A 13,002-nucleotide genomic window follows, 5' to 3' on the forward strand; every position below is an offset into this window, starting at 1 on the left:
TAGTTTAAATAATTTATGTTAGAAGAAATTATATAATGATGGAGAAAGATTAATTCCTGGGGAAACTTATGATGTTCTAGAGGTAATACATCATAAAAGTAGCTATAAGATTTTTAAAAAAATTATAGAAGTCGATATATTTAATAGCCCATTAATGCTAAATCAAAAAATAAAAATTTTAGATATAGGTTGTGGAACGGGACACGGAATTTTCATGCTTAGCGATATATTAGGAATAGAAATTACAGCAATAGATATCAGTAAAGAATCTATAATTTACGCTGAACAAAATTATGGAGCATCTAATATACAATATATTAAATCTGATTTAGTTAGTTTTATTAAAAAGGCAGAAGAATATGATTATATTGTATCACGACATGCACTTGAGCATATTGAAGATGGGTTAAATCTAGTACTTAATCTTAAATATAAAAAACGATTAATAGTAAATGTACCTTTTAATGAACCGGAAGGGAATATACATCATTTAGTTAATTGAATTACTGAAAAAGACTTTGAATCATATCCGAACAAAGAATTTTTCTATGAAGGAGTAGATGGTGTAACTAACGACACGCATTCTGAAAAAATCCTCCTAATTCTATAATCTGTATATCTAGTAACTCAGATTTAAAGCCTATAAAACAATTATTTAACTATCTAATCTCAGCTTGGACTCTAGAATTTTTAGAAAAGCTAGGTTTGCAATCCCAAGATATATTAAAACAATTGCTGCAAACTAGAGATGCATTTAAAAATAGCGAAGAGAAAAACTAAATTAAATAATACTGTAACAGAGCTAAATAATGCTTTAGAAGAAATAAAAATTCTTAAAAATAAACTAATTATTAGTGAAGAAGAAAAATCTATTTTTCTAAAGCTCTATAGAAAATTTAAACAATAAAACTAACATTTTATAAATTATTTTTAAAAGTTATGACAACTAGAAAAGATAAACCTTTAAATATTTATCATACTTTAGTTTCCATTATTATACCTGTCTATAATGGGGCTAATTATATGAAAGAAGCTATAAATAGTGCTTTAGCACAAACTTACAAAAATATTGAAATTATTGTTGTTAATGATGGTTCAAAAGATAATGGAGAGACAGAACGTGTAGCATTATCATATGGTGATAAAATACGCTATTTTCATAAAGAAAACGGAGGTTGCGGTTCGGCCTTAAATTACGGTATAAAAAACATGAAAGGGGAATATTTTTCGTGGCTTAGCCATGATGATATATATTATCCTAATAAAATCGAGCATCAAGTTGACATATTAAATAAATTGGATAATAAAGATACTATCATTTACGGTGGTTATGAATTAATCGATGAAAAAGGCAACTCTCTACGTTATATTAAACCGGATAGTGTGCTACCTATAAATAAACTTAATATTTCTTTATTACCTTTATTACGAGGATTAATACATGGTTGTTCGTTATTGATTCCTGCTAAATATTTTCATGAAGTCGGTATATTTAATGAGGCTTTACCGACAACGCAAGATTATGATTTATGGTTTAAAATTTTCCGTGTTGCTCCTATTCATTTTGACGAATCTATCCTAATTAAATCTCGTTTTCATTCAGAGCAAGGTAGTAAAAAAATATCAAATCATAACGAAGAATGTAATATATTATGGTCATCGTTTCTTCACGAGTTAACAGAAGAAGAAATGATCAAAATGGAAGGTTCTCCTTATTTATTTTTAACTCGTACAGCTACTTTTTTATCCAATAATACTTCGTATAAAAAAGCCTGTGATTTAGCAAATACTATGGCTAAACAAGTACTAAATGATACTAAAATTAGTGTTATTATACCGGTATATAATAGAATAAATTGGGCAATTGAAGCTATAGAAAGTGTACTTATTCAAACACACAAAAATTTTGAGATACTTATAATAGATGATGGGTCGACTGATGATATATCAGAATTAACTTCAATATGCAAAAAAGATAAAAGAATAAAATATTTTCATAAAAAAAATGAAGGACCTGCTGCTGCACGTAACTTAGGTATTAAAAATGCTATAGGAAAATATATTGCTTTCCTTGATTCGGACGATTTATTTTATAAGGATAAAATAGAAATCCAATTAAAGTTTATGGAAGAAAATAATTTTATATTTTCTCATACTTCATATCAAAAAATAAATGAAAAAGGAAAATATATAGAATCTGTTCATTCCGGGTTTTTTAGTGGCAATGTTTTTCCTCAAGTCATACAAACTTGTCCAATAGCAATGCCGACAGTTATGGGAACTTTGACATTATTCCAAGAAAATTTATTTCCTGAAAATATAAGAAGCGGTGAAGATTGTTGTTTATGGATATCTATTGCTAGTAAAAATTCAATAGGTGGTATAGACAAAGAATTGTCTAAAGTACGCATTAGCGGTGGTACTAATACGTTTATGGATCCAAATAAATATTCAGTAGGTTTAATAAATATTACTTCTTATGTTCTTAATGATTCTTATTTAAGTAAATTTAGTCCGTTTACTATTAATTTGTTATTAGCAGCTGTTACACAATTAAGATTACTAGAAAATAAAAATGAAGACTATAAAAAAAGTAATATTTCTTTTTTCAAAAATAACTATGTAATTCAAAAAATACGAACCTATTGCTTTGTGACAAAAATTTTGATTTTATTAACTATTACTTCTATAAGGCAAGAAGGAATACGTGCAACAATCTCTAGAATACAGAGATGGCTTAAAAAGCATATATAAATAACTATTCCTCAAGTATCTTAACTTTTGAGCCGTCACCAATTTTAGTCATACCTTCGGTAACGACTAAGTCACCTGCTTTAATATCGTCAGAGATAATTTCAATTAGACCTTCTGTACGTGTACCGATTTTTACATATAATTGTTTTATCGTATAATCGTCTATTTTATAAATAAAATTACCTTGATTATTTCGTTGAATACAACTTTCAGGAACGGTTAGGTTTTTATGAGGGTTAATTATAAGCGTAACATCTACAAAGCTATTATGTAGGATTTTTGTACCCATAGGTAAAATAATTTTAGCTGTTAAAGTACCATTATCTGATAAGTAATGCGATACTGCCCCGAGTGTACTTTTAATTTTTCCTGCAATTAAAACTTCAGTATCGACTCCAACTTTTCTGCTTAAAGACTCCGGCAATTCAATAAAAATACTTTGTGAGTTTTCTGTTCCGGTAATGCTAAAAAGATAGTCACCTATTTTTACTTCATCGCCGACCATAGACTTAATTATGCCTATTTTACCGGAGTAGGGTGCAGTAATTATCATATCATTATATGTTTTTAGAGCTTTGGAATAATGAAATTTTGCATCTTCAAGTTCGCTTTTTGACCTTTTATATTCCTCGTTGCTTACAAATTTTTTAGCGAATAAAGCTTCTTTTCTATTATAATCTTCTTGTTTTGTATTTAATAACGCTGCTGCTCTAGATTTAGTGGTTTCTGCTATGTTTTTATCTATAACTAGCAATATATCCCCTTTTTTTACTATTTCTCCTTGATGTGCTGAGACTTGTTCAACTACTCCGGTGGCATTAGCATAATAATCACGACTATTATCATTCTGGCATTGCCCTACAATATTAAATATGTCGTAAAGTTCGGCAATTTGTACTTTAGTTGCTTTTACTCCTGTAATTTTTTCTTCTTCCTTTTTACTTGCCATAGTAGAAAGCGAGATAAGTAAGGTAAAAAGAACAATAAGTTTTGCAGACATCATATTATACTCTAAGGTGAATAGGTGTCATCTAGTAGTTTGTCCACGATATCTAGGAAAAGCAACTAAAAGTGTATGTTGTTGTGACATTTTTAGCTGGATACTGTGGACAAGCTACTAGATAACAAAGTATGCTTTTTAAGTTCCTCATCCGTTAACCATTTATATTCTTTTTCTAGAATTTCAAATCTAATTTTTTCTAATTGTGCATCAAGAACAGGTTCAGGAACGATAGCAGAACCGGTAAACTCAAATCCTTGATAGTTAATTTTTAGTTTCTTACAAATTTCTTGTAATGATAATAAATTTTCTTCTATATCATCGATAAATATTATTGATTGTGGATAATAATTTGTTTTTCGTGATACATACTCAAGCATGCTTCCTTTATCATATTCCGCAGTGTAAATTATTCCGTCTTTTAATGTAGGTTTACCGTAGCCGGCATTAAAATCTTCTATTATTATCTCATCTTCTAAAGGTGAAAATTCTTGAAAATTTACCTTTAATTCAGTGAGTTCACGAATTCTCCATTCGATCATATCTTCAATTACGCCGAATTTACCGGTAGGAAGTTTAGTAAGACCCATTGCCGGTACATTTTTTTCTGTAAGTAGAGCAAATATCGTTAAGATATCTGGGTTAACAAATCTAGCTTTCCTATCTTTAAGAACAATACTAAGTAATAATTCACATTCTTTTCTAGTAAGTCTTTTTTCAATGTTCTTCATTAATTCTTTTCTATAATCATGTGTTAACCTAGATTCATCACTATCCATTACAATTACTTCATCTACATCAAAAAGCACCAAGCTAGTATTATCGGCTTGTTTTACCGCTTCTATAACTTCTTTAAAATCATGAACTTTATTTATTGTGCTATACATATATATTTATTGTTTATTTAATATTACTTAAGAGTCTAAGTACTTCTTCTGAGGAATTTGTCATTACCTTTAAATCTTCTTCTCTAGATAAATTATGGTGACCGTCTTTAATTAGCTTCATTACTATTTGTTTGCTCGTTATTTTTTCTAATAATTTTACTGAAACATTATAAGGCACGTCTTCATCTAACATCCCATGAATTAGATGTACCGGTATATTTATATCAATCTGTTTCTTTGTCAATAATAAATGTTTTTTTGCATCTTCTATCAGTTTATAGCTTATAGGATATTGATGCTCACAATTTTTACCGCTTACTTCTAGTATTACCTCTTTTTGCATCTTATTTTGATCATTTAGAGATATATTTTGCCAAATATTTTCAGTAAAACCTGGAGCAGGGGCTACCTACACACAAGTCCCTTTATTTTATCAGGAAATCTTAAAGCCGCCAGAAGTGCTAGCCATCCTCCCATGCTCGAACCTACTAATATCGCCTCCGTATTAATTAATTTGTCTAAAATTAGTGATACTCCTTCTAACCAATCACTAATTGTTTGATCCTTAAATTGTCCCGATGCGTTTCCATAGCCGAAATTATCAAAAACAATAAAATTATAATTGTTTTTTTATAATAATCTGTTAAATAGATAGCCTTAGTTGATTGCATACTAGACATCAAGCCGTGTAAAAAAATTACAGATGGAATATTTGTATTAATTATTCTATAATTATCATAGACAATAAATTTGTCTTGTGTTTTATTATAAAGCTTGTGCATTTTAAATAATTATTTTAATAGATTGAGATTTAATGCCTTCATTAAAGTCAAGTAAACGATACAATAAATATACTATTTTGCAAGTAGTTCCTGCTCTAGTTTCGGGAGGGGTTGAAAGAGGTACTATAGAAGTTGCAAAATATCTTAAAATTCTCGGTCATACTCCTATCATAATTTCAGCAGGCGGTACTCTAGTTAAAGAGTTAGATAAGGAAGATATATTGCATATTGAAATGAATAGTAGCAGTAAAAATCCTTTTGTAATTCTGAATAATGCAAAATTGATAGCAGAAATAATCAAAAAATATAATGTTGATATAGTTCATACAAGATCAAGAGCACCGGCATGGAGTTCATATCTAGCAACAAAATGGACAAATGCTAAATTTTTGACTACCTTTCATGGGGTTTATAATATTCCGAATAGTTTTAAAAAATATTATAATAGCATAATGCTAAAAGGCAAGAAAGTTATTGCCGTGTCTAATTTTGTAAAACAACACTTGCTCAAAAACTATAAAATTGATGAAGAGAAAATAGTAGTAATTGAGCGTGGAGTGAATTGTGATTATTTCGATCCCGCAAATTTAACGCCGGAAAAACTTGAAAAATGTTGTGATAAATATGATGTACCGAGTAACGTGCCGATAATATTAATGCCTTCTAGAATGACAAGCTGGAAAGGACATCTTGTTCTAGTAGAAGCATTAAGTAAATTAAAACATAGAGACTTTTATTGTTTAATGGTCGGTGATATATCTAGACATCCCAATTTTACTAATAGAGTAAAAGAGCTTATAGCTAATCTAAAACTTCAAAATAAAATTCAAATTTTCGGTAATGATTCGGATATAATAAACCTATATGGGATTTCCGATATTATCGTTTCTGCCTCAATTGAGCCTGAAGCTTTCGGGCGTACTATTATAGAAGGGCAGGCGATGGAAAAGCTTGTTATTGCAACTAATATCGGCGGAGCAGTAGAGACAATAAATAATAATATAACCGGTTTCCACGTAGAACCAAATAATGCCGAAGCGTTAGCACAGAAAATCGATTATTGTTTCTCGATTTTAGGTACTGATACTGCTAAGAAAATCCAAGAAGCGGCAAGACATACGGTAATTAATAATTTCTCTCTTGATCTGATGCTAAGAAAAAACCTTGAAATCTATAAAGAAATCTTAAAAAAACTCCCATAATTGAACATCTAGATTTAGTATATACTCATGATAAATGAAAAGTAGTCAAGTATATAGGGTTGAATAGAATAGCTATTCTCTTAATAATTTTATTTCAGCATACAAATCTTCAGGATTTATATACTGATCATAAAAATTATTATAGTCATGAGATTTACCGTCATGATGCACTACAAGCATTAAAGTTTCCAGTAAAAATTCTTTTAAAGCTTGTTGTGCATTTTCTATAGATATTTTATCAAGGTTAGCAAATACCTCGTCTAAAATTAATATTTTAGGGTTTGAAATTATAGCTTTAATGATTCCAATTTTTTTTTTTTTGATTGCCACTTGGTGCATTTATTATATCATAATTTTTATCACTTAAGTGCGTAATTAATGTACCTAGATCTAATTTTATAAATAGTGTGTTAATTTTTTCTTCTAATAATTGCTTATTACTTTTAATGATTGGTTGATCAAGGCCGGAGGTTATTATTTCAAATAAAGTAGATTAAACCGGTATGTAACTATTCTGATCAATAAATATTATTTTTGGATTTTGATAATGGGTAGGTATAGAAATTTCACCAACGCTATGGCATGGATCAGCAATACAATTGACTAAACTCTTTAAAAAAGTAGTGTTGCCTTTTTCTGAGGAAGCTGAAAGAAGATCATGTGCTCCTAGTTTGAATACTAATTTTTCAAAACTCAAAATAGTTCTTTCTTCTATAATTAGGTTATAATCAGAAATTGCAAGTTCATCGTTTGTATCATTAGTAGACCATGTTATTCCCTTTTTATTCTCAGAAGAAATTGCCTCTATTAATTTTGTAATTCTCGCTTGTGATATAACTGCTCCACTAAAGATTATTTTTAATGAGGAACTTGTTAGGAATGATTTTAAGGTTTCAAGCCAAGGATTAAGTAGTAGAGCTTGCTCAGGCGTAATCTCTCCATTTTTTACTTTATAAATATAGTAAAGTGATTTTATGAATTTATCGGAGATATCTAGTATAGTAGTTTAGTATTTTTTGTGCTATCTAAAAACAACATTTTCTTTGATATTTCTTTTTTAGCTTTAAGTTGCTTGGCATATTGATTTTGTACAAATTGAGCAGAATCAGTTAACAAGATATTTGAAGTATTAGAGGATATATTACTTACTATAGAAGCTTTATTTTCTTTAATTTGCTCTGCTTCTTGCCTGTGAGAAATATTCAGTTGATATAATATATTTAAAAATCCTTGCTTAATATTTTCAAACTCATTAAATATAATAGCTCCTGGAACTAAATTCATTATATCTTGCAATGCAATAAGCTGTATAATTTTTTGAGTAATTAAATTCCCTAATTGTAAAATTCCAATAGTGAAAGTATTATTAAGATCATTAAATAAATTATTAGTAATAGCTTCTATATCCTTTAATCCTAAAATTTTACTTTTATATTCCTCGTTTAGTAACAGTTTTAAAGCTTTTTGTTCGATTAAATCTTGAGTATTTTGTGTTAAAGAAGCTTTATATGATTGGAATAGTATGCTTATTATATTTTTTCCACACCATAAAATATTGATTTTTGCTCCTTGAGAAACAAGAGGTCCTATGGCAGCATTAGGTTCCTGTATGAGTAAGGTTAATGCAATTAATGTATTGCCATCATTTCTGGTATAGTTAATAAAACTACTATTTATGTATGCTTCAATTAAATCTAAAACCCTTGGGTTACATCTTCAATTTCATTTTTTGAATCATTTTTAAAATTGTTAGAAAGTATATTAGGATCAATTACCCTAATATTAGGAATTAAGTTTGTCTAAATTTCTTTTAAATTTTCCTGATAATTTAAGAAATCAGTCTCATAATATGCTAAGCCTACTATTGCAGCTGTAGAAGTTAAATAAATTGGTACTGTATAATTAGGAAAAGTTGTGATGAGATTTGTAGTAATAGGGTAGATTAAACTTCCTTTAAATGTGGCAGAAGTAAGATAATGTTTCTGAAAATACCCTTTGGTTATTAAGATTTCATCAGCAAGAGTTGCCGAAACAAAAAGACTGCTCCTGTTCCATTTACAATAAAACCAGTTATACCGCTAATTATTAAATGCGTTCCATATGTTAACTTCTTGGCAAAGGTAGAAGCAGCATTATTTTTATTAAAAATAATGGCATTATATGTTCTTAAAAATAATACGCAAGTAGAAACAATTATTATATATAGGGCATTATTTATTAAAAATAGATATCGTTATTGTGAGCGGGCGTTGTTGTGTGTATCGAAAAAGGCACTTGGTGTTATACCGTGGTTTGACCACGGTATCCAAAAACAACTAAAAATACTAATAATGTTAGTATTTTTAACTGGATCCTGCGATCAAGTCGCGGGATGACAACTGAAAAACTGATCCACGCAGCAAGACCTTTCGAGCAATTAAAAGTAGCGTGGCACTCCATAAAAATAATAAAAAAATGCTAAAAATTAGCATTTTTATACTTCCTTGCTTTGTCAAAAATTACAGTTTTTTCTTAGCTCAGACGTTAAATTCTTAACTAATCTATCTTTAATAAACGCTGCCGAATTAGGTGATAAGTTGTATTATAGTATAGAGAAAAAATGTAGGTGTAGGGAAGAAAGTAAAAAGGCAGATAAATAAAACTTGCCTTTTTGTAATTATTAACGAGAATATAACTCGATTACTAAATGCACTTCTGCTTCAAAAGGATATGGGACATCAGAAAGAGCAGGAACTCTTAAATATTTACCGGTTAATGAAGGTACATCAAATGATAAATACCCCGGTGTTGTTTGACCTTGTTTTGAAACGGATTCTTGGATAAGCGGTATTTGTTTTACGGATTCTTTAACTTCTATAACATCGCCTGCCTTTAGTCGTATGCTTGCGATATCGGCTTTCTTACCGTTTAATTTAATATGTCCGTGTGAAACTAACTGTCTTGCAGCAAAAATAGTTGGAGCTATATTCATTCTATAAACTACTGTATCAAGTCTACTTTCAAGTAACCCAATGAAGTTTTCACCGGTATTACCTTTCATTTTTTGAGCAAGTGCAAAAATATTTCTAAATTGTTTTTCAGTGACACGACCGTAGTGGCATTTCAATCTTTGCTTAGCTTTTAAATGTAAACCATAATCTGAAGTTTTAATCATGGTATTCTGCCCATGTTGCCCGGGACGATAATTTCGTGTATTGAAAGCATCCTTGCTATCACCCCATAGACTTACTCCAAGTCTTCTACTAGCTTTATATTTAGAACGAACAATTTTTGTCACTTGATAATATCCTTAACTTATTATTTGAATTACAAAAAAATATATACATTTCTTGAATCAAAGTCAATCATTGATTTTTAACCTAAAACTTTTTATATTTAATTAAAAAATATTTCATATGAGTTTTTTAGTAAGACCAATCAATTTAGGTAAAATCAATCATTCACAAAGTACTGTTAAAGACTATATTTTGCTTATGAAACCGCGTGTAATGTCGCTTGTGATTTTTACGGGTTTTGTAGGTATGTGGCTTGCTCCTTATTCCGTGCATCCGTTTATTGCTGGTATTGCAGTTGTTTGCATAGCTCTTGGGGCAGGTAGTGCAGGGGCAATTAATATGTGGTACGATAGAGACATCGATAGCTTAATGAAACGTACCCAAAAAAGACCGATAGTAAGAGGAGTTATAGAATCTGATGAAGCTTTATCTTTTGGTTTGATAACGGGATTTTTTGCAGTATTTTTTATGGCTTTATGTGTTAATCTACTTGCATCTTTTTTACTACTATTCACTATTTTTTATTATATCTGTATTTATACTATTTGGTTAAAGCGTCGTTCTGTACAAAATATCGTTATTGGCGGAGTATCGGGAGCATTACCTCCTGTGATAGGTTATGCAGCGGTAAGCAATACTATATCTCTAGAGTCGATTATATTATTTTTGATTATTTTTATTTGGACGCCGCCGCATTCATGGGCTCTTGCTTTATTCTGTAACGATGACTATAAAAACTGTAAAGTACCGATGATGCCTACAGTAAAAGGGACTTTATATACTAAAAAACAAATTCTAATTTACAGTATTCTTTTATTTATTGTTTCGCTAATGCCTTTTTTTATTGGAATGAATAATTTTATATATTTAATAATTTCTGGTATTCTTGGGGTAGTATTTCTATATTATGCTGGTTCTTTATTCTATGACACCCCTGATCACAAACAAGCTAAACGATTTTTTGCCTATTCGATATTTTACTTGTTTTTTATATTTTTACTTTTGTACTCAACTCACACTATATCCACTATTAGCTGAGAGATAATAGTGTTGGGTTACTTTTATGGAAGATAAAATTGAAATCCAACGTGAAAAAACATATCATAAGTTTATTTTCATGCAAGTGATTTTTTATTTATAACTGTAATTTTTAAATTTTATGCTTTTGTTTCGTAATTTTGATCAGTAGGAAGAGTTAGAATATATATCGTATTTTATTCCATGGGAGCAACCTGTCATGCAATACACTCCATCGTTGGATAAAACTACTCTTGATACCGGCTTTATAACGTACCGCCTTGCCTCCATATTCGCTTACTTTATTTTCCTGTATATTTGGTTGTCAAATTAAAGCTTCACTCTCTAATCTATTTGAGGCAATATTTCTTTCATGCTGCTTATCGTTATGAGTTAAAAATATGCATTCCGCTTTTATAAACGGTTTATATTGGTTATTTATGTATTGAGCTAAATCTTCAAATAACTTTGCATATTCGGTAAGCCAGCCTTCATAAGCAATAATAGGAGCAAAGTTTAGATGAACTTCGTAACCTGCTTCAATAAAAATATTCACCGCTTTTATTCTCTCGATAATTGGACTCGTTTTTGACTCTAATATCTCACTCATTCTTGCCGGCATCAAACTAAATCTAATCCTTATTTTGTTTTCAGGATTAAAATTAAGTAATTTAGGATTGACATATTTAGTAGCCAAAGTTGCTTTAGCACGTGGATCTGCTTTAAAGAAATTAAATATCTTTAACCAATTAGTGTGTTTCCAATGAAAACTTACATCGGTAGAACAACCTATATCATATGTCCAATATTTAGAATCTATTTGATTGGAAATTTTAGTCGGTAAATTTGCTATATGTTTATCCAATACGTCAAGTATTTGATCTATATTTTCATTGATATATAATGTCTCATAGTTATGAGGCATAACATAACAATAACTATTTCTGCAACCTCCGGCACAGCCATACATGAAGTTAGGCGTTATGTAATTAGCTGATCTTCCATTAGGAGGTACGTGCAAAGTTTTCGTATTTTGTACTATTTTCTTAATCATACGATTTTAAATTAAAGTTTATTTAAAATACTTACTTAGCTTTACAAACTTCAGATTTATTTACTTACATTGAAATGGTAGTTATAAATTATTAATTACAAATATATCATAAGTTATGGAAAAACCAAGCTATCTAAATTTTGATAATAAAAGTTATAAATGGAAAAATGATATTGAGTATCGTAAATGCCCGGAAAGCTATAGAGTAGGTAAAGGTGAGCAAGGAGTATGCATTTGTCAACCATATAAAAATGCAATTTTGCCTTATTGGAAGTTTAAAACTCCTGAAATTGCTAAAGAAAGTAGTGAAAGAAATATTTTTAAAATACTTAGAGGATAATGATTTTGTTGGAGCTGATATGACGCGTAAATATTTGCAGATGGGTTTTACTAGAAGTAGACGTTATGCTAATTATAGAGGAAACAACGGATGTGTATACATTAGGTTTGGCACAGGAATAACTGTATCAAAACGTAGGGTTTTACGAGTTTTGCACTGTCATCTAGTTTGCTTGCTAACTAAGTCTAGAAAAAATAACTTCAACATTGTTACTACACTATATGTTTTGCTGGATGATGACATAGAGAGGAATAATAAGTCACACAACACCTGTGACGGTCACATCAAAACAGTTTCTTCAATCCTTTTTGTAGAAGCTTATTCACAGGATCTGCTTGTTGGTTTTCCTGTGGAGGGCTGCTTTGTTCCCCTGTATGTGTATCCTTTTTCTTTCTGAGACCAAAAGCATCTTTAATAATATTTTCAGGTTTCTTCTCTCCGCTTTTTAAGTCTTTAATAACGCTATTAAATACGTTTTTAACTAAATATGTTTGAAAGGCTTGAACGTCTAATTTATGCTGCGGATTATTTATGAATCCGTATAATTTAACGGCTATAGGCGGTAAATCCGCAATAGTAACGCTTGCACTAACATCCATCATATATTGTGGTAAGTTAATTTGACCGCTTGCATTTGTTGTGGCAGGTGAAGCATCTAAACTACATTCATTTAAGTTAAGCTTGCCTTGCG

Annotated in this window: 12 protein-coding genes and 4 pseudogenes; 7 read left to right on the top strand and 9 right to left on the bottom strand. The window is 29.9% G+C overall.

Translation table 11 applies throughout. From position 1 onward, the window contains the following. The first annotated feature begins 15 nt into the window (after window positions 1-15). From RGRA_RS0103085 to RGRA_RS0103095, 3 genes and pseudogenes are all read left to right on the top strand, one after another. Window positions 16-502, top strand: a pseudogene (locus tag RGRA_RS0103085) (class I SAM-dependent methyltransferase). A 246-nt stretch (window positions 503-748) separates the two neighbouring features. Next, complete coding sequence (locus tag RGRA_RS12265) at window positions 749-907, top strand: hypothetical protein (protein WP_014014159.1); 159 nt, start codon at window positions 749-751, stop codon at window positions 905-907. A gap of 32 nt (window positions 908-939) precedes the next feature. Beyond that, entirely contained in the window at window positions 940-2,754 is a 1,815-nt protein-coding gene (locus RGRA_RS0103095) for a glycosyltransferase family 2 protein (RefSeq protein ID WP_017443161.1), read from the top strand. A 4-nt stretch (window positions 2,755-2,758) separates the two neighbouring features. Here RGRA_RS0103095 and RGRA_RS0103100 read toward each other — a convergent pair whose 3' ends face one another. The 3 genes and pseudogenes from RGRA_RS0103100 to RGRA_RS08600 all read right to left on the bottom strand — a co-directional run bounded on the left by RGRA_RS0103100 (window position 2,759) and on the right by RGRA_RS08600 (window position 5,423). Beyond that, entirely contained in the window at window positions 2,759-3,757 is a 999-nt protein-coding gene (locus RGRA_RS0103100; RefSeq protein WP_017443162.1) for an efflux RND transporter periplasmic adaptor subunit, read from the bottom strand. A gap of 89 nt (window positions 3,758-3,846) precedes the next feature. Next, window positions 3,847-4,641: a DUF2608 domain-containing protein gene (locus RGRA_RS0103105; RefSeq protein WP_017443163.1), complete on the bottom strand. Its 795-nt coding sequence runs from the start codon at window positions 4,639-4,641 to the stop codon at window positions 3,847-3,849. A 13-nt stretch (window positions 4,642-4,654) separates the two neighbouring features. Next, window positions 4,655-5,423, bottom strand: a pseudogene (locus RGRA_RS08600) (alpha/beta hydrolase). 32 nt (window positions 5,424-5,455) lie between these two features. Here RGRA_RS08600 and RGRA_RS0103115 point away from each other — a divergent pair. Beyond that, window positions 5,456-6,625, top strand: coding sequence for a glycosyltransferase family 4 protein (locus RGRA_RS0103115; protein ID WP_024547269.1), 1,170 nt, complete (start codon window positions 5,456-5,458; stop codon window positions 6,623-6,625). Between the two features lie 72 nt (window positions 6,626-6,697). On the opposite strand, the gene RGRA_RS13270 is transcribed toward RGRA_RS0103115, so the two are convergent. The 3 genes from RGRA_RS13270 to RGRA_RS13275 all read right to left on the bottom strand — a co-directional run bounded on the left by RGRA_RS13270 (window position 6,698) and on the right by RGRA_RS13275 (window position 7,909). Next, on the bottom strand, window positions 6,698-6,964 hold the full coding sequence (locus tag RGRA_RS13270) for an ATP-binding cassette domain-containing protein (protein WP_236609774.1): 267 nt from the start codon (window positions 6,962-6,964) through the stop codon (window positions 6,698-6,700). 154 nt (window positions 6,965-7,118) lie between these two features. After that, entirely contained in the window at window positions 7,119-7,322 is a 204-nt protein-coding gene (locus RGRA_RS0103125) for a hypothetical protein (RefSeq protein ID WP_017443165.1), read from the bottom strand. A 296-nt stretch (window positions 7,323-7,618) separates the two neighbouring features. Further along, on the bottom strand, window positions 7,619-7,909 hold the full coding sequence (locus RGRA_RS13275) for a hypothetical protein (protein ID WP_236609775.1): 291 nt from the start codon (window positions 7,907-7,909) through the stop codon (window positions 7,619-7,621). An 827-nt stretch (window positions 7,910-8,736) separates the two neighbouring features. Here RGRA_RS13275 and RGRA_RS13280 point away from each other — a divergent pair. Beyond that, entirely contained in the window at window positions 8,737-9,000 is a 264-nt protein-coding gene (locus tag RGRA_RS13280) for a hypothetical protein (RefSeq protein ID WP_017443166.1), read from the top strand. Between the two features lie 284 nt (window positions 9,001-9,284). On the opposite strand, the gene rpsD is transcribed toward RGRA_RS13280, so the two are convergent. Next, window positions 9,285-9,902, bottom strand: coding sequence for a 30S ribosomal protein S4 (gene rpsD, locus RGRA_RS0103140; RefSeq protein WP_010977111.1), 618 nt, complete (start codon window positions 9,900-9,902; stop codon window positions 9,285-9,287). A 118-nt stretch (window positions 9,903-10,020) separates the two neighbouring features. Here rpsD and cyoE point away from each other — a divergent pair, with 118 nt between their 5' ends. Further along, window positions 10,021-10,938 (top strand): heme o synthase, encoded by a 918-nt coding sequence (gene cyoE, locus RGRA_RS0103145; RefSeq protein ID WP_017443167.1) that lies wholly within the window; start codon window positions 10,021-10,023, stop codon window positions 10,936-10,938. A gap of 304 nt (window positions 10,939-11,242) precedes the next feature. On the opposite strand, the gene RGRA_RS0103150 is transcribed toward cyoE, so the two are convergent. Continuing rightward, window positions 11,243-11,971, bottom strand: coding sequence for a spore photoproduct lyase family protein (locus tag RGRA_RS0103150; protein WP_034419804.1), 729 nt, complete (start codon window positions 11,969-11,971; stop codon window positions 11,243-11,245). Window positions 11,972-12,086: 115 nt separating this feature from the next. Between RGRA_RS0103150 and RGRA_RS12510 the strand changes: the two are divergent. After that, window positions 12,087-12,708 (top strand): annotated as a pseudogene (locus RGRA_RS12510) (DUF4385 family protein). On the opposite strand, the pseudogene RGRA_RS10385 reads toward RGRA_RS12510, so the two are convergent. Next, window positions 12,596-13,002, bottom strand: a pseudogene (locus RGRA_RS10385) (AsmA family protein); the annotation flags it as partial. The pseudogenes RGRA_RS12510 and RGRA_RS10385 overlap by 113 nt on opposite strands.

Source organism: Rickettsia gravesii BWI-1, from assembly GCF_000485845.1.
GTDB lineage: Bacteria > Pseudomonadota > Alphaproteobacteria > Rickettsiales > Rickettsiaceae > Rickettsia > Rickettsia rickettsii.

Coding starts and splice junctions, on each gene's coding strand:
- RGRA_RS12265 (WP_014014159.1), top strand. CDS start 749: ATGCATTTAAAAATAGCGAAGAGAAAAACTAAATTAAATAATACTGTA.
- RGRA_RS0103095 (WP_017443161.1), top strand. CDS start 940: ATGACAACTAGAAAAGATAAACCTTTAAATATTTATCATACTTTAGTT.
- RGRA_RS0103100 (WP_017443162.1), bottom strand. CDS start 3,757: ATGATGTCTGCAAAACTTATTGTTCTTTTTACCTTACTTATCTCGCTT.
- RGRA_RS0103105 (WP_017443163.1), bottom strand. CDS start 4,641: ATGTATAGCACAATAAATAAAGTTCATGATTTTAAAGAAGTTATAGAA.
- RGRA_RS0103115 (WP_024547269.1), top strand. CDS start 5,456: ATGCCTTCATTAAAGTCAAGTAAACGATACAATAAATATACTATTTTG.
- RGRA_RS13270 (WP_236609774.1), bottom strand. CDS start 6,964: ATGCACCAAGTGGCAATCAAAAAAAAAAAAATTGGAATCATTAAAGCT.
- RGRA_RS13275 (WP_236609775.1), bottom strand. CDS start 7,909: ATGAATTTAGTTCCAGGAGCTATTATATTTAATGAGTTTGAAAATATT.
- cyoE (WP_017443167.1), top strand. CDS start 10,021: ATGAGTTTTTTAGTAAGACCAATCAATTTAGGTAAAATCAATCATTCA.
- RGRA_RS0103150 (WP_034419804.1), bottom strand. CDS start 11,971: ATGATTAAGAAAATAGTACAAAATACGAAAACTTTGCACGTACCTCCT.